Annotated in this window: 17 protein-coding genes, 1 tRNA gene and 1 pseudogene; 12 read left to right on the top strand and 7 right to left on the bottom strand. The window is 39.9% G+C overall.

What is annotated here, in order from left to right; all coding sequences use genetic code 11:
- Positions 1 to 69: 69 nt before the first annotated feature.
- From pcaH to JMX48_RS09680, 10 genes are all read left to right on the top strand, one after another.
- Positions 70 to 798: a protocatechuate 3,4-dioxygenase subunit beta gene (pcaH, locus tag JMX48_RS09725; protein ID WP_201537141.1), complete on the top strand. Its 729-nt coding sequence runs from the start codon at positions 70 to 72 to the stop codon at positions 796 to 798.
- A gap of 3 nt (positions 799 to 801) precedes the next feature.
- On the top strand, positions 802 to 1,434 hold the full coding sequence (gene pcaG, locus JMX48_RS09720) for a protocatechuate 3,4-dioxygenase subunit alpha (RefSeq protein WP_201537138.1): 633 nt from the start codon (positions 802 to 804) through the stop codon (positions 1,432 to 1,434).
- Between the two features lie 103 nt (positions 1,435 to 1,537).
- A complete protein-coding gene (gene pobA, locus JMX48_RS09715; protein WP_201537135.1) occupies positions 1,538 to 2,728 on the top strand; it encodes a 4-hydroxybenzoate 3-monooxygenase in 1,191 nt (396 codons plus the stop codon).
- Positions 2,729 to 2,773: 45 nt separating this feature from the next.
- Positions 2,774 to 3,448, top strand: a complete 675-nt coding sequence (locus tag JMX48_RS09710) for a 3-oxoacid CoA-transferase subunit A (protein ID WP_201537132.1) — start codon at positions 2,774 to 2,776, stop codon at positions 3,446 to 3,448.
- On the top strand, positions 3,445 to 4,089 hold the full coding sequence (locus tag JMX48_RS09705; RefSeq protein WP_201537129.1) for a 3-oxoacid CoA-transferase subunit B: 645 nt from the start codon (positions 3,445 to 3,447) through the stop codon (positions 4,087 to 4,089). Before JMX48_RS09710 ends, JMX48_RS09705 begins: the two co-directional genes overlap by 4 nt.
- 244 nt (positions 4,090 to 4,333) lie before the next feature.
- Entirely contained in the window at positions 4,334 to 4,720 is a 387-nt protein-coding gene (locus JMX48_RS09700; RefSeq protein ID WP_201537126.1) for a hypothetical protein, read from the top strand.
- 88 nt (positions 4,721 to 4,808) lie between these two features.
- Positions 4,809 to 5,150, top strand: coding sequence for an IS630 transposase-related protein (locus JMX48_RS09695; protein ID WP_201537123.1), 342 nt, complete (start codon positions 4,809 to 4,811; stop codon positions 5,148 to 5,150).
- A 25-nt stretch (positions 5,151 to 5,175) separates the two neighbouring features.
- Positions 5,176 to 5,715, top strand: a complete 540-nt coding sequence (locus tag JMX48_RS09690; RefSeq protein WP_201537120.1) for a transposase — start codon at positions 5,176 to 5,178, stop codon at positions 5,713 to 5,715.
- Positions 5,716 to 6,051: 336 nt separating this feature from the next.
- Entirely contained in the window at positions 6,052 to 6,810 is a 759-nt protein-coding gene (locus JMX48_RS09685) for a hypothetical protein (protein WP_201537117.1), read from the top strand.
- 176 nt (positions 6,811 to 6,986) lie between these two features.
- On the top strand, positions 6,987 to 7,322 hold the full coding sequence (locus tag JMX48_RS09680; protein ID WP_201537114.1) for a hypothetical protein: 336 nt from the start codon (positions 6,987 to 6,989) through the stop codon (positions 7,320 to 7,322).
- 285 nt (positions 7,323 to 7,607) lie between these two features.
- Here JMX48_RS09680 and JMX48_RS09675 read toward each other — a convergent pair whose 3' ends face one another.
- The gene (locus JMX48_RS09675; protein WP_201537111.1) at positions 7,608 to 8,147 is read right to left on the bottom strand and encodes a GNAT family N-acetyltransferase; all 540 of its coding nucleotides are present in this window, start codon (positions 8,145 to 8,147) and stop codon (positions 7,608 to 7,610) included.
- 606 nt (positions 8,148 to 8,753) lie between these two features.
- On the opposite strand from JMX48_RS09675, the gene JMX48_RS09670 reads away from it, so the two are divergent.
- Complete coding sequence (locus JMX48_RS09670; RefSeq protein WP_201537109.1) at positions 8,754 to 10,370, top strand: NAD(P)/FAD-dependent oxidoreductase; 1,617 nt, start codon at positions 8,754 to 8,756, stop codon at positions 10,368 to 10,370.
- Positions 10,371 to 10,601: 231 nt separating this feature from the next.
- Here the strand turns inward: JMX48_RS09670 and JMX48_RS09665 are convergent, their stop codons facing one another.
- Both JMX48_RS09665 and JMX48_RS09660 read right to left on the bottom strand, forming a co-directional pair.
- A complete protein-coding gene (locus tag JMX48_RS09665; protein WP_201537106.1) occupies positions 10,602 to 11,858 on the bottom strand; it encodes a type II toxin-antitoxin system HipA family toxin in 1,257 nt (418 codons plus the stop codon).
- A 4-nt stretch (positions 11,859 to 11,862) separates the two neighbouring features.
- Complete coding sequence (locus JMX48_RS09660; RefSeq protein WP_201537103.1) at positions 11,863 to 12,168, bottom strand: helix-turn-helix domain-containing protein; 306 nt, start codon at positions 12,166 to 12,168, stop codon at positions 11,863 to 11,865.
- 479 nt (positions 12,169 to 12,647) lie between these two features.
- On the opposite strand from JMX48_RS09660, the pseudogene JMX48_RS09655 reads away from it, so the two are divergent.
- Positions 12,648 to 13,125: pseudogene (locus JMX48_RS09655) on the top strand (IS3 family transposase); the annotation flags it as partial.
- 201 nt (positions 13,126 to 13,326) lie between these two features.
- On the opposite strand, the gene JMX48_RS09650 reads toward JMX48_RS09655, so the two are convergent.
- The 4 genes from JMX48_RS09650 to JMX48_RS14090 all read right to left on the bottom strand — a co-directional run bounded on the left by JMX48_RS09650 (position 13,327) and on the right by JMX48_RS14090 (position 14,894).
- Positions 13,327 to 13,402, bottom strand: a tRNA-Arg gene (locus tag JMX48_RS09650).
- Positions 13,403 to 13,475: 73 nt separating this feature from the next.
- Entirely contained in the window at positions 13,476 to 14,267 is a 792-nt protein-coding gene (locus tag JMX48_RS09645) for a hypothetical protein (RefSeq protein WP_201537100.1), read from the bottom strand.
- Between the two features lie 78 nt (positions 14,268 to 14,345).
- The gene (locus tag JMX48_RS14095) at positions 14,346 to 14,600 is read right to left on the bottom strand and encodes a hypothetical protein (protein ID WP_227687973.1); all 255 of its coding nucleotides are present in this window, start codon (positions 14,598 to 14,600) and stop codon (positions 14,346 to 14,348) included.
- Positions 14,601 to 14,603: 3 nt separating this feature from the next.
- The gene (locus tag JMX48_RS14090) at positions 14,604 to 14,894 is read right to left on the bottom strand and encodes a hypothetical protein (RefSeq protein ID WP_227687972.1); all 291 of its coding nucleotides are present in this window, start codon (positions 14,892 to 14,894) and stop codon (positions 14,604 to 14,606) included.
- Between the last annotated feature and the right edge of the window lie 178 nt (positions 14,895 to 15,072).

Here is a 15,072-nt window from a genome sequence, read left to right as displayed (position 1 = left end):
TTTAGCAGCGCTAAATCAACAAGCACACGTTATTGATAAATTTGCTTTATCGCAATGGAGAACAATGCAATGAGCTATAAATATCCTTCTTTTTTACCGCGTGATCGGACATGGCAACCCGCGCAGTATACCCCTGGTTATAAAACATCGGTGACACGTTCGCCGCGCCAAGCATTGGTCAGCATCCAAAAATCCAGTGTCTCTGAGCGCAGTGGTCCGGTGTTCAATGGCCTAGAGATTGGTCAATATGACAACGACTTACTCATGAATTTTAGGACAGAAGGCGCATCAGCTGGTTTGCCTATTGGTGAGCGCATCATTATGCATGGCCGTGTGATTGATCAGTTTGGCAAGCCAGTTGCAAATACCTTGGTTGAGATGTGGCAAGCAAATGCTAGCGGCAAATACCGCCATAAAAAAGATGGCTATTTGGCACCATTAGACCCTAATTTTGGCGGAGTCGGCAGATGCATCACAGATGCGGATGGCTGTTATCGCTTTCGCACTGTACGCCCAGGCCCTTATCCATGGCCAAATGGTATTAATACATGGCGTCCAGCGCATATTCACGTGTCAGTCATGGGGCCTTCAATCTCAACCCGTTTGATTACCCAAATGTACTTTGAAGGTGACCCACTTATTCCACTTTGTCCAATCGTACAAGTATTGAAAGATCCAGACGCGGTCGAGACGATGATTGCCCGTTTAGATATGACCATGAGTAAGCCAATGGATTGCCTAGCGTACCGTTTTGACATTGTGGTTCGCGGCGCATTACAAACCTACTTTGAGGAGTAACCCATGTACAGTCAATACAAATTGCAAGATGACAGTGGTTTGCTGCGTGAGACCGCTTCCCAAACAGCAGGGCCTTTTGTCCATATTGGTTTGGCATTAGAAATCGCCGGTTTTGAATCGCGCTCAGATGAAATATGGCAAGACTTGGCCAAAGCAGACGCAGTCGGTGAGCACATTGAGCTGGTTGGCCATGTTTACGATGGCAATGGTGAGGCCGTACACGATGCGCTCATCGAGATATGGCAAGCAGACAGCAGCGGCCACTATATCAGTGAATTTGACAATAAAAAACCATTTACCAGTTTTGGTCGTAGTGCTTGTGCGCTAGATGGTGATTTTCATTTTAATACTGTCAAACCTGGGCAAGTGGCCTTTGATGGTCAGCATGGCAAACCAATGGCACCGCACATCAATATCGCTATTTTTGCGCGTGGCATCAACTTGCATTTGCAAACCCGTGCCTATTTTGATGATGAGCAAGACGCCAATGCCAACTGCCCCATTTTAAATAGCGTGCCATCTACCGAGCGCCGGCAAACCTTAATCGCCAAAAAAGAGCAAAGCGATGGCAAACCTCGTTATCGTTTTGATATTTATTTGCAAGGGGATGGTGAAACCGTATTCTTTGATTTTTAGCGGACCGTTCTGCAATACAGAGGCATTTTTAGACCGTTAGTATTTTGTATTCAATATCTTTAGGCAAAGTGGAATTTGCCAAATAACAAGTGAGAGGGATTTCATGAATTATAAAACTCAAGTCGCTATTATTGGCGCAGGGCCATCAGGGTTATTACTGGGTCAACTACTGACCAAGGCTGGCATTGACAATATTATCTTGGAGCGCAAAACAGCAGAGTATGTATTGGGCCGTATACGTGCGGGCGTACTGGAGCAAGGGACGACCAACTTGATTCGCGAGTCAGGGGCGGGCGCACGTATGGATGAAGAAGGTTTGATTCATACACACACTGATTTTAGCTTTCAAGGTGAGCATCATCAACTAGATGTAGAAAAATATAGTGGCGGCAAACATGTCACGGTATATGGTCAAACTGAGGTGACGCGCGACTTGATGGAAGCACGTGAAACGGTTGGCGGTGTGACTGTCTATGAGGCCGACAACGTCGAGCTACACGATCTTGAGTCAGACAACCCTTATGCCACTTATCAGCTTGATGGGCAATCATACCGCTTAGATTGTGACTATATAGCTGGATGTGATGGCTTCCACGGGGTTTCACGAAAATCTATTCCTGCCGATAAGATAGAAGAGTTTGAAAAGGTTTATCCGTTTGGTTGGTTGGGACTGATGAGTGACACGCCGCCCGTTAACGATGAGCTGATCTACTGTGCCCATGAACGCGGGTTTGCGCTTTGTTCTATGCGCTCTCCAACCAGAAGCCGCTACTACATTCAAGTGCCAAATACCGACAAAATTGAAGATTGGACTGAAGAGATGTTTTGGGATGAGCTAAAACGCCGTATTCCACCAAAAATGGCGGAACGTCTGGTCACTGGGCCTGCGTTAGATATGAGTATCGCGCCACTACGCTCTTATGTTTGCGAAACTATGCAATACGGTAAATTGTTTTTATTGGGAGATGCCGCTCATATTGTCCCACCCACTGGCGCTAAAGGCTTGAATCTTGCCGCTAGTGATGTAGAAACAGCGTTTCGTTTATTTGTAAAAATCTATGAAGAAGGGCGGACTGACTTGATTCCACGTTACCAAGAAATCTGCTTGGCCCGTGTTTGGAAGTCGGTCCGTTTTTCATGGTGGATGACCATGCTGTTACACCGTTTTGAGAGCGGCGAACGTTTTGATTTTCGCGTACAACAAGCTGAGTTTGAATATTTTATCAACTCAGAAGCAGGGAAGGCGACTATCGCTGAAAACTACGTTGGATTGCCTGTTGAGCCACTAGAGTAAACCTGTCTGATTTAGTGATTTAACTCTTTTACATAGGATAATGCAATGTTAAATAAAGTGACAAACTCTGCTGTCGAAGCCATGAGTAATATCAATGATGGGGCAACCATTTTGATCGGTGGCTTTGGTTTGGCTGGACAGCCCGCACAATTGATTGATGCGCTGATTGCCCGTAATGCTAAAAATCTAACAATCGTGAGTAACAATGCAGGTAACGGTGAGACAGGATTGGCCTTATTACTAAAATCAGGCTGTGTAAAAAAAATCATCTGCTCTTTTCCACGCCAGCACGACTCACATATTTTTGATGATCTATACCGAGCAGGTAAAATTGAGCTAGAAGTGGTACCGCAAGGCACGTTGGCGGCTCGTATGCAAGCCGGAGGCAGCGGCCTTGGTGCAGTATATACGCCAACCGCATTCGGCACGCTACTTGCTGAGGGCAAAGAGACGAGGGTTATTGATGGCAAAAACTATGTATTAGAGTACCCCATCAAAGCAGATTTTGCCCTTATCAAAGCTTTTAAAGGAGACCGCTGGGGCAACTTAACTTATCGCAAAGCGGCACGCAATTTTGGCCCCATTATGGCGGCTGCATCTAACCATACGATTGCCCAAGTCAGCGAAGTGGTTGAACTGGGTGCGCTTGACCCTGAACATATCGTTACCCCAGGTATCTTTGTACACGAAGTCGTTTGTATTCAAGGAGAAGCATCATGAGTGAGTATAAACCGCGTTCCGTTGATGAGATTGCTCAGTGCGTTGCCCAAGATATCAAGGAAGGTATGTATGTCAACTTAGGTATTGGCCAACCAACCCGAGTGGCTGACTTTTTGCCAAAAGACAAAGACATCTTTTTGCATAGTGAAAACGGTGTTTTGGGCATGGGTCCTGCCCCTGATGAGGGTCAAGAAGATGGTGATCTCATCAACGCAGGTAAGCAATATATCACCTTGCTTAAAGGCGGCAGTTATTTTCATCATGGCGACTCTTTTGCCATGATACGAGGCGGCCATATTGACCTGTGTGTGCTGGGCGCGTTTGAAGTTGCCGAAAATGGTGATATTGCTAATTGGTTTTTGGGTCGGCCAAATGATATTCCGGCTGTTGGCGGCGCAATGGATTTGGCCGTTGGTGCCAAACAAGTTTACGTCATCATGGATCATGTCAGCAAGAATGGTGAGCCCAAAATCGTTGAAAAACTTAAGCTACCTATCACAGGCGAAAAATGTGTTAATCGAATTTATACTGATTTAGCCGTTATAGATGTCACTGAAAAAGGACTGGTAGTTCGTGAAATAGTGGTAGGTCTGACCTTTGACGAGTTGCAATCCAAAACAGGCGCGAAGCTCATAGGCTAGTACCATAAAACACATGATTATGGTTTACCAATAGAAAAGCATTTACCCATCAAGAAAGGACTCAATGATGAATAATCATCTCTCTTTTAGACAGCTGCAGGCGCTCTTGCCTGCGACCTCTAAGCTCTCTGACCATAGCACTACAGTATTGTCTTAGTCACTATGATAGATGTGGTGACTCGCTATATGTTTAAGCTCAATGGTTATAGTTTTTCTTCTTACTGGCTGTGCGTCAACGAGCAACATGAAAGACAATAATAGTGAAACTGAGCCTGATATAGATAAGTCCACTATACCCAGCGGAATCTTTACTTACTATAATGACCCTAAAGTATTTCGACTAGCCGCTGAATACTTTTTAATAGGTAGGTTTGTTACGCAAAATGACTGTTTATTATTTGAGACAGATAATGAGCTTTATACGCCTGTACTTCCAGCGACATATACGAAATATACAAAAGGTGACGCTCAGATAACGGTAAATAACGAAGTGTACAATATAGGAGAAACTGGAGATATTTCTGCGCGTCCTACACAAAGAAACTACAGTGGCAATTTTATCACTGAAGGACCGTCTCACTGCTTACTTGATAAGCTTATGAAAATAGAAGTTAGAGATTTAAAGTTATAATTTGAGCGGCTAAAAGGCTTACTATATAGTCAGTCTTTTATAAATAAGATACAATGCTTTTAAAATAAGCGAAGTAGCAGAAGAATCCATGACCTATTCAGCAGACTTTCGAGCGCAAGTGATCAAAAGTGTCAAAAATAAAGACATGACTATTCGTGAAGCATGTACTTTCTATAATATCAGTAAAACTGCATTACAACGCTGGTTGAAAAACCCAACTATCAAACAATCTCGGGATAAGCCACCCAGTAAAATACCGAATGAAGCGTTATTAAAAGACGTTAATCAGTATCCAGACGATTATATGTACGAGCGAGCACAGCGTTTGGGTTGTAGCAAATCGGGCATTGAGATTGCCTTAAAGCGTTTGGGTATCAGTCAAAAAAAAGATATTGGAACATCCAAAAGCCTGTCCGATAAAAAGAGCTAAGTATCTGAGTAAGCTTGATAGTTTAATGCAGGAAGGCTATCCCATTGTTTATATGGATGAGAGCGGCTTTGAGGCTGAAACTATCAGACCTTATGGCTATGCACCAATCGGTAGCCCTTGTATTGATCGCTACAATTGGCAAGCCAAAAAGCGAACTAACGTCATCGGTGCTCTGTATGAAAAGATGCTATTTGCGCTTGATTACTTTGAACAGAATATCAACAGCCATATATTTTATGACTGGTGCAAATTCACGCTTATTCCAAGTCTCAAGACTAAATGCGTGATTGTCATGGATATGAGCAAGGATAAAGCAAAGCACTGCTTTGCCCGAGCGCAAGGCAAGAGCTGTGCTCGAGTGACTCAGTTTCATAAAAATAAACGTATTCAGAGATTACTGAATAGACATGGTCATCGTATCCTTTGGCTACCACCCTACAGTCCTGATTTAAACCCTATCGAGAAAAAGTGGGCACAGGCTAAGTTTCTACGACAAGGGTGGATGGAGAATAATTTACCTAAACTCTTTCATGATATGGGTTGTATCTCTTTTATTCTGGATTGACTATAGTTAGTGAGTCTTTTTTCAATCGACTATAATAAAGTACGTTTGGAGTCAGGTCTGATTGTTTTAGAGCCTCTGCCGCAGCTTTAGTTTAGACTTTATTGAAAAGAAGTGGGCACAAACAAAGTTTTTACGTCAAGGATTGATTAAGAGTAACTTACCTAAGCTATTTTATAATATGGGTTGTATTGATTTTATAAAGACTTAACTATACCGATTTAATATCTACTACTGTTACAGGTAAGATTGATGTCTACGGCTAGCAAGCAACTGAGTAAATAATGCTAAGTTAAGCCCCTTTACATTATTAATAATCATTAAAAAAGGACTATAAGGATGAAAAGCTATTCAACTGTAGTAATGACGGCCTTATTGATAGTCGCTAACACTGCCCAAGCTGAAGTCTATAAATGGCAAGATGAGCTATGCGATATCAAGGGTAATTTTGATAGTAAAAAATACAGCGCCAAACAAATCAAAAACTCCCATTTCATGTTAAATAACTTGAATACCGTTCAGCTAAATAGCTTTTCTTCTCCTATGAACGCCAGCGATATAGATAAAGTATCAACGACAGATATAACCAATTTAGATAAAGAATATGAGTCACGCAAGCGCAAAGTCCAACAATTAGAAGTCGTGCCAGCAGCCCAAACGTATAAGCGTGAACTGTTAAAGTCTATAGAAGGCGAATATTTTCATGATAAATTATCTATTTTGGCTTATCTAGATCCCAGACAAGCGATGAGGTTGAGTCCTCCGATGTGTAAGCAGTACCTTGTCCCGTTTTTTAAAAACGAAACCGCTGTACAGAATAGATGGCAAGAATTTGTTGAAGAGCAAATTCAGGAGCAAGCCCGTATTAGCAGTGATAATGGTAAGTCTTATCGTAGTTCGGCTACAGAGCGTTATCAGGAAGAAAAAGCCAGCGACTCTGCTAACTATGCAAAAATAAATTTGCTTACCTATGGATTTAGTAACTGCGTGAATGATCAAATCTATCATGCTGACTCTCATAAGGTCTTTAGCAATTATAACCAACTCAATAAAACCCTCTTTGGTAAGAGCATCGCGATGGTCTGTGAAGAACCGTGAACCCTGATTAAGCTTGAAAAGACATAGAGCTAAATATTAAAAAACAGAAAATAAAATATCGAAAAATAAGAGGTCTGAACCGCCGTAAGCGCGTTATTGATCAATGGGGTAATAATCGTGAGAGCCTTGATGTTGAGCTGCTGAATCAAGAAAAAAGAGACTATGTTAAATTTCGAGTGCAACCATGGTCGCGCTTGCCTTTAGGTAATAGTATTTATCCTGAGCCAACAGGCGACTGTGAGTACCTGCTCATTAAAAACTTGCAAAAAATTTACCAGTCATGGCAAAAAACTTTAGAGAATATTCAAACTTCTCATACCCTTTACTATTTACAAATTTGGCTATATGAAGAGTATATTAGTCAATCCCAAGTGGTTTGCGCGATAGACGATTACAAAGACTTTTATCAAAATATGTTTGAGCTAGTAGATGAGCTGCCAAAAGATGGTATTAAAAGCTCTATTCACTACAATGCAAACACTGCTCAGTACTTAGATTGTATATCTAGCTAAGTTCCGCATTCTAGTCGAGCATAAAATCGGTCTAATTGAAATCGTGGCTGAATGCTGCAGAAATATACGCAAGCGATATGATTTTAAGAATGCCGCTGTTTGCTAGTCTCGTTAATTTTGAGAATATCTTGCGATTTTTGTAAGAGGTCTATTGTATATTTTTTATAAAAGACTGACTGTACGCAGAATTTTCAGCCCAATTTTAATTTAGATCTGGCGGATGATAAATGTTTATTTTATTAATTAGTCTGAAATATTCCGAAAAATATTATATCTATTTTTTAGTTAAATTTGCCATTCCTCTTTCAAAATTGAATAAATGAATAAATCTGTAAACTCATTATTTACAAATTCAGCTTGTCGTAAAATGCCTTCTTTTTTAAAATTTAACTTTAAAGGTATTTTTTGACTTTTAATATTCTTAACAGATGCCTTTATTTCAATTCTGTTTAAGTCTATTTCTTGAAATCCGTAATCTATTAATTTAATACAAGATTTTGTTATGATTCCTTTTCCTTCTGCACTTTTATCAAGCCAATATCCAATAGAGCCTATTTTATTTTGTGGATTTAAATGATGTAGACCAATTCTACCGATTGCGTTATGGTTCAATAATATTATAAAACTGACTTCTTTTTTTTCTGCGCATAAAATCTCACAATTTTGTAAGTAAAGCTTAAAAGTCTCAAGTGTTTTGATGGTTTCTACCCAAGGTAAAAACTCCGAAAGATGTTCCCTATTGTTGTTAATTACATTAAATAATTGGAGTGCATATTTCTCGGAAGTTACTTCAAGTTGAATATTCTCATCGACTATTATTGTCATAAATTTTATCTCTCAAATTATTAATTCAATGTTTTCTTTATCGTGCACACGATGTCTCTATTTATAGAAATTCAGCATTTTACGAAATCGCAACAAAAATTAAGTTGTGCTAAAAGTAGTAATTTTCTATACACGGCGTTAGCATTCCGTAGTTTTTTCCATTTATAATTTGCTAGAATAAATTCCGACTTAAATTTTTTTCGTGCGTGTGATTATTTCGTAAAGTATAGTCGATACTAGACATCTTGCAAAAATGGCCTTGTGAATGCCGGTATAATGTTTACAGCAAGCATCATTCTGTTCAAGTATAGTCATTCCCTTATAAAATTGTTACGGCGTTAACTTCGCTTGAAGCATGACTGATACGTCTGACACTCGGTTGCCTTGTACCATTTTTAAATTGGATCGACTATAGCTTGGTTATGTTTGGCATATGTTTTAAATATTTGAGGTTCAGTTATAGTCTTTGAGTCTTGAAGCCAATTTTGCAAGAGGTCTAACACAAATCCGTAAATTTACCCTGCGTAAGTAAAATATTTATTCGCTTATTTGTATCAGTACCAGTAAAATGCGCAAATGCTTTCTACACTAGTTTATGAGTAACCAATGATACGTTTAACTGAAATTAAATTGCCATTAAATCATGCACCTGAAGATCTAACGACTGCTATAACGACAAAACTTAAAATTTCTGCTGAGCAAATGGCGTCATTCGTGATGTTCAAACGTGGTTATGATGCGCGTAATAAAAGAAATATCCAATTAATTTATACGCTAGACATCACACTTACCGACTCGGATTTAGCCAATGATTTACTGGTTCAATTTGAGGCAGACAACCATGTTAAAGCAACACCAGATACCAGCTACAAATATGTAGGCGAAGCGCCAAAAGATTTAACCGAACGTCCTGTTGTTATTGGTTTTGGTCCTTGTGGTTTATTAGCAGCACTTACCCTTGCTCAAATGGGTTTTAAACCTATTGTTATTGAACGTGGTAATGAAGTCAGACAACGCACCAAAGATACCTTTGGTTTCTGGCGTCAGCGTAAATTAAACACAGAATCTAACGTACAATTTGGTGAAGGCGGAGCGGGTACCTTTTCTGACGGTAAATTATATAGTCAAGTGAAAGATCCCAATCATTATGGCCGTAAAGTCATGACTGAATTTGTAAAAGCTGGCGCACCAGATGAAATTTTATTTGTCAGTAAACCGCACATCGGTACTTATAGGTTAGTCACCATGGTAGAAAAAATGCGTGCCGAGATCATAGAACTCGGTGGTGAAATCCGTTTTGCTACTCGCGTAGACGACTTGCATATCACTGACTCAAAAGTAACAGGCGTGACACTTAGTAGTGGCGAAACCTTAAAAACTAACCATGTTGTTCTTGCTGTTGGTCATAGCGCTCGAGACACTTTTGAGATGATCCATGATAAAGGTGTTTATATTGAAGCAAAACCTTTCTCGATTGGTTTTAGGATTGAACATAAGCAGTCAACCATAGATAAAGCACGCTTTGGTGACAACGCTGGAAACGAAATACTTGGCGCTGCGGATTACAAACTGGTTCATCACTGTAAAAATGGTCGTTCTGTTTATAGCTTCTGTATGTGTCCAGGCGGCACCGTTGTTGCCGCAGCATCAGAAGAAGGCCGTGTTGTCACTAACGGCATGAGCCAATATTCCAGAAACGAGCGCAACGCTAACAGTGCTATTGTGGTAGGCATCGACCCAGAGCGAGATTACCCAAACCACCCTCTTGCTGGTATCGACTTACAAAGACAACTAGAAACCTTAGCGTTTGAGTTAGGTGGCAAAGACTACAGTGCACCAGCGCAAACCATTGGTGATTTCTTAAAAGGTAAACCAAATTCAGAATTAGGGGATGTAAAACCCTCTTACACACCGGGCATTACCTTAACTGACTTAAGTAAAGCGTTACCTGACTTTGCCGTAGATGCCATACGTGAAGCCATTCCAGCGTTCAATAAAAAAATCCAAGGTTTTGCATCTGACGACGGTTTACTAACTGGCGTAGAAACCAGAACATCGTCACCAATAAGTATTAAACGCAATAAAGAGTTCCAAAGCATTAACACCAAAGGCTTATTCCCTGCAGGCGAAGGTGCTGGCTACGCAGGTGGCATATTATCAGCAGGGATTGATGGTATTAAAGTGGCCGAAGCTGTGGCAAAATCGATGTTGAAGATAGATTAAGAGCGGCGTGTAACTTTATTGGATATTGAGTATTTGGCGGTAATCGTTGAATACCGTTACTAATCGATTACACCTATATATTAAACAATAAAAAGCCCCACAACCAAAAGGTTGTGAGGCTTTAAAATAAACTAAGAATATATTAACTGGTGCGCACACCACGCAACGACAAGGGTTTTAGTGGTTTATATATTATTTTTAACAACAAATTTCACAACTTGTATAGCACTATCAACTTGCCATCCGATCGATATTAGATTTTATATCATGAATGACCTGTTCTGATAAATTTTTCTCAATATCATAGTCGTTAATCATTGTCAGAAAGTCTTTGGCCACTGATGTTACTTGTTCAATAATAGCCTGTGCTTTATTTTGCTTAATGTCAGCAAGTTTAGCAAGTTTGAGTAGGTGCAGGGCAGTAGGATGTCGAGCTTCACCCGCCACATCCATTTGATGGTAACCATTCATACCTGAATTGTAGGCAACATCATAGACGGGCGATAACGACCATCTGCCAGTTTCGTCCATCATAAAAGATAAATTCTTGCTATGATCGTCTTTATTATTAAAGATGACATTAAATACCGCATGTCTAAAGGCTACCTCTACGGCAACTTGTGATTGGGTCAACATACGTACGCAGCGCAAATACTGCAAATAATCTATTGAAGGAATTCGAAAGTCAATATCTAACAAACCCGCCAGTGTATGAGTATGAACGCGTTGATTGCCCATGCGGTCAAAACGCTCAACCCCAAAAGCAGCATGTTTTTCACCGATATCAAAATAATGATGCGCAGGCATGTTTAGGCCTGCTTGCTTAGCCATATCAGCATAAAGTGACTCTAATAGACAAACGCTTTTATGCTCAGATTGGGCAGGGAACTTAATCAGCCACGGCGTTGCGGATAGCTGTTCGCTTGTTAAGTCTGTAGCAATAAACTCGGTTGCTTCATCATATAGGACAAGTGCTTTTGGCCTTGCACCTTGTGGTGAGCCACCGATGACGATAAGCTCAGTTAATATATCACTATCTTGACCTGATAAAATCGATTGATTGGCAGCCGCCAGTTTGGCTAAAGTCAGCTCACCTATATCAATAGTGTCAGATAAGTCATGCTCAGGCTCAAAGCTAAGCGCGCCCATTGCAGAATCACCAATATAAGCCAAACGATCCAAAACACTCACTTGTTGTGCAGAGCTGTCCATAAATTTGCGAAAAAACCTATCCATTAGTAGCATTCCCCAACCATCGGGTAAGCTGTCTAATAATAATCCGCATAAGTAATGGCTCGACGCATGAGTACCATAATACGGTGCTGCTCGTAATGGCATCTCAATGGGTGACAGCTCCAGTCCATCAGCCAGCCACGCTGCATCATAGCCAAAGGTAGGGCGTCGTCCATCCATTGTTAATTTACCAATAAGACGCTTTGCGCCAAATCCTTGATAGTAAACGTTAACAATTGATATCGGTTGATACATAGACTTACTCACCGCTTTTGTTTGAGGCACGCAGGCGTGGATTTTGCTTAGCGATAACATCTTCTATGCTGGTAGGTGCTACATCAAACAATGCAGCAAAATGATTGACCATACCAAGGGTTATAGCAAGCCTGATTATATTATCTAGTGTACCGCCTTGACCTGATTCAATGCGAGCCACAGTACTGATGCCGATCCCAGACCTTTCTGCTAAAGCCGCTTGGGTGAGATTCAATGATAACCGCTGCGTTTTTAAGCGTTGACCTAAAATATTGGCAATCTCACTTGGCGTATAAAAATCAAACCTCATGTTCATACTTTAATAAGTCATATAAGAGTTTTAAGTCGTCATATTAACATTTAGTAATTCAAATATGAATAATTATTTTTCTGAAATAAATAATTAACAAAAAATATTTTTAATCAATAACTGCTCTATACAAAGTTCTTTCACCATAAAAATGGTGAACCTATATATGCAAGTGTTTTGAGAACAGATATAACTGGTTACATTTTAAGCCTTTTAACGGTTAGTATTATCAGCATTTGTATGTGCGTAAATGCCAATGCTATTATTCCTAAACAAACCCCAATGTTAATAACATTACCTAAGAATAATAAAGGTCTGAGAAAGCTATACATCTTATATAACCTGGCTTAAAGGGTTCTGAAGGTTTTAGTATCTCAAATATCTCATGTACTATTGATCTATTATTTACTATAAAAGTGATGCCATTGTTACCTAAGAAGGTTTATTTAGTACGCGACTAGTGGAATGCACTGCAGTGACAGCTAGTAAAGTACGCCTTTATTAAAGATAACCAGCAGATATATCGCAACCAGTCTGAGCTACTAGTTAAAACGGCACACAGTGAAACTTGTGAGCGTTATGGCATTGAGCGTCTATATGCTCACCTAAGTCAGCAAGGCCATAATATTAGCATATACATGGTGAGACGTATTAAAGAAGAACATGGCATGAGGCATCAAATGCTATCGTCACAAACGCTTTAAAGTGACCACTGACTCCGACCATAACAAGCTGGTCCATGACAGCGCACCAATAGAGAGTGTCTGGGGCGTATTGAAGAATGAGCTCGTATATCATCAGGATTAAAAAACCAGATTTGCAGCCATCAACGATATTATTAGATACATCGAGCTATACTACAATGAGGAGCGATTAGCAAAGCACATTCTACTGTATGAAAAGTCAACTATTAAAATATTGGTGAGTAATAAGCTAACAGCCAAGGGTACAAATTAATTATGCCACTACAATTAGCGGTTTGATAATTTTAGCCATTTTGACGGTATCCTATTTGGCGGTATCGGCGAATACCGTCAATAATACCGTCATTTAACGTATAGATAAAGACAACTAAAGACAACTAAAAACGTCTAAACAATAAAAAACCCCATAACCAAAGGGCTACGGGGCTTTAAAATAAACTAAGAATATATTAACTGGTGCGCCCACCAAGACTCGAACTCGGATCGATCGCTTAGGAGGCAACTGCTCTATCCTGTTGAGCTATAGGCGCATTAAGGAGTGACATTGTAAGAAAAACTGACCATAAAAGCAATCAACAAGCGATAAATAGTGATACTTTATCATTATTTACCATTGCTAAGTGCTTTAGAGACTGAAGTGTCTTCTGATGCTTTTTTTGACTGCGAGCTTGGATTAAACAAATCATCTACACTATTTTTATAACCTTCAATACTGTGATAATCGTATTTTTTTAATATGTCTTGTCCCACACTTGATAGCAAAAAATTGCGGAAATTAATAGCGGCAGTGTTGTTGGTTAGAATAACGCCTTCGAGCGTTTGATTGTTTCTCACCGCATAATTATAAGAGCTTAGTGTCCGTGTCTCTGTATTGCCTGTATCCGCAATATCATTATCAGCAGTATCATTGTTTTCTTCATCAGCGTTACTGATATTTGCTTTGTTTTGATTCATCTTATCTTGAGCGGTTTTTATATGTGCTTGTAATGGTGCAAGTCGTTCTTTAGACAGGCTGTCATTAGCAATAATCATATCTGTACCGACAACAAAATCCGATTGCTCGCCACGACTAGAGTTGGTCTTAGATAATATTAAAATTTTGTTAGAAGGTACATAGTTAGCCACTACTTTTATTTGAGGATAACGAGGTTCAAAATTAACGATGATATCGTCTAAAGGCGCTTGTAAGTTATCCTCAGCTTGTATATGTAACGTAACGTTGGATGGGGTGTTTTCATCATCCTCGATCATGGCTGTCGGTTCGTTTTCGTTTGCCATGATAGGTAGTGGATCCATATTTTTACGATTATTAACCCATAACCAAGTAAAGACAGCGATGAAGAATATCAGCAGCAGTAAAATAAATCCAGCTAGCAGCAGCTTGTAATCTTTCATATATAACCGATCTTCTTTTATTAGTTTGGTTTGAAATTCATATAAGACAATACATGTGAGATATGGTTTGGTGTAAAACTACGGATTTAGCACTTCATTTGTCAAATCTGCAAGCATCTCTGCAAAAATATCTTTGCTTGCAGGCGATGTAGTTACCTGACCACCTTTTTTATCACCAATATGATGATTATCGTCATTAGGTCGAGTCGGTAGGTAGTTTGAAGTGGAATTAGGTGAATTGTCAATGGCTTTTATAGATGTTGTCGCTTGATGCACGGCTAACGGTGATTGACCGGCTTCTAGTTCATGTTTTAGCCATTCCAAGCCATGCATTGATCACCATGCCTCAAAGCGTGCTAGTGTGATGCCGCGTACAGACATCGGCAAGTTCAATGTTCGTAGCATTTTTGCCAATATAGGATCATCGATAGATTGGCGGCGGCTCAGATAAAGCGTTTCTGTCGAACCCAAATAAGGTCGCCTGCGTTGCCACGATGCTTCATCAATTTTCATGCGAGGCAATTGCCATAATGCTCCACGATAATAGACAACATAGATACGCCGTTCAGGGTGTATAAAGAGAGCATCAATAGGACGTAGGGGTATATTATGAGATTGTCTTGTCACTAAAAATTCCTTTCAATACTTAACGACATCCGTTGTCGCACATTTTTTTGACATTGTTTTATGAACTGGTAAATAGCCACGAACAATGGCACACTAATCAGCAAAACTCACGAATACCAACCATGTGAGATATTTCTTATGAATTGCCACTATGATTGTTTTTTTACGGTCATCATGC

Origin of the sequence: Psychrobacter immobilis (assembly GCF_904846225.1) — a bacterium.
Lineage (GTDB): Bacteria > Pseudomonadota > Gammaproteobacteria > Pseudomonadales > Moraxellaceae > Psychrobacter > Psychrobacter immobilis_F.
Note: the sequence above shows the minus strand (reverse complement) of the source record. Positions and strands in the feature narration are given on the sequence as shown.

Coding starts and splice junctions, on each gene's coding strand:
- pcaH (WP_201537141.1), top strand. CDS start 70: ATGAGCTATAAATATCCTTCTTTTTTACCGCGTGATCGGACATGGCAA.
- pcaG (WP_201537138.1), top strand. CDS start 802: ATGTACAGTCAATACAAATTGCAAGATGACAGTGGTTTGCTGCGTGAG.
- pobA (WP_201537135.1), top strand. CDS start 1,538: ATGAATTATAAAACTCAAGTCGCTATTATTGGCGCAGGGCCATCAGGG.
- JMX48_RS09710 (WP_201537132.1), top strand. CDS start 2,774: ATGTTAAATAAAGTGACAAACTCTGCTGTCGAAGCCATGAGTAATATC.
- JMX48_RS09705 (WP_201537129.1), top strand. CDS start 3,445: ATGAGTGAGTATAAACCGCGTTCCGTTGATGAGATTGCTCAGTGCGTT.
- JMX48_RS09700 (WP_201537126.1), top strand. CDS start 4,334: ATGAAAGACAATAATAGTGAAACTGAGCCTGATATAGATAAGTCCACT.
- JMX48_RS09695 (WP_201537123.1), top strand. CDS start 4,809: ATGACCTATTCAGCAGACTTTCGAGCGCAAGTGATCAAAAGTGTCAAA.
- JMX48_RS09690 (WP_201537120.1), top strand. CDS start 5,176: ATGCAGGAAGGCTATCCCATTGTTTATATGGATGAGAGCGGCTTTGAG.
- JMX48_RS09685 (WP_201537117.1), top strand. CDS start 6,052: ATGAAAAGCTATTCAACTGTAGTAATGACGGCCTTATTGATAGTCGCT.
- JMX48_RS09675 (WP_201537111.1), bottom strand. CDS start 8,147: ATGACAATAATAGTCGATGAGAATATTCAACTTGAAGTAACTTCCGAG.
- JMX48_RS09670 (WP_201537109.1), top strand. CDS start 8,754: ATGATACGTTTAACTGAAATTAAATTGCCATTAAATCATGCACCTGAA.
- JMX48_RS09665 (WP_201537106.1), bottom strand. CDS start 11,858: ATGTATCAACCGATATCAATTGTTAACGTTTACTATCAAGGATTTGGC.
- JMX48_RS09660 (WP_201537103.1), bottom strand. CDS start 12,168: ATGAGGTTTGATTTTTATACGCCAAGTGAGATTGCCAATATTTTAGGT.
- JMX48_RS09645 (WP_201537100.1), bottom strand. CDS start 14,267: ATGAAAGATTACAAGCTGCTGCTAGCTGGATTTATTTTACTGCTGCTG.
- JMX48_RS14095 (WP_227687973.1), bottom strand. CDS start 14,600: ATGCATGGCTTGGAATGGCTAAAACATGAACTAGAAGCCGGTCAATCA.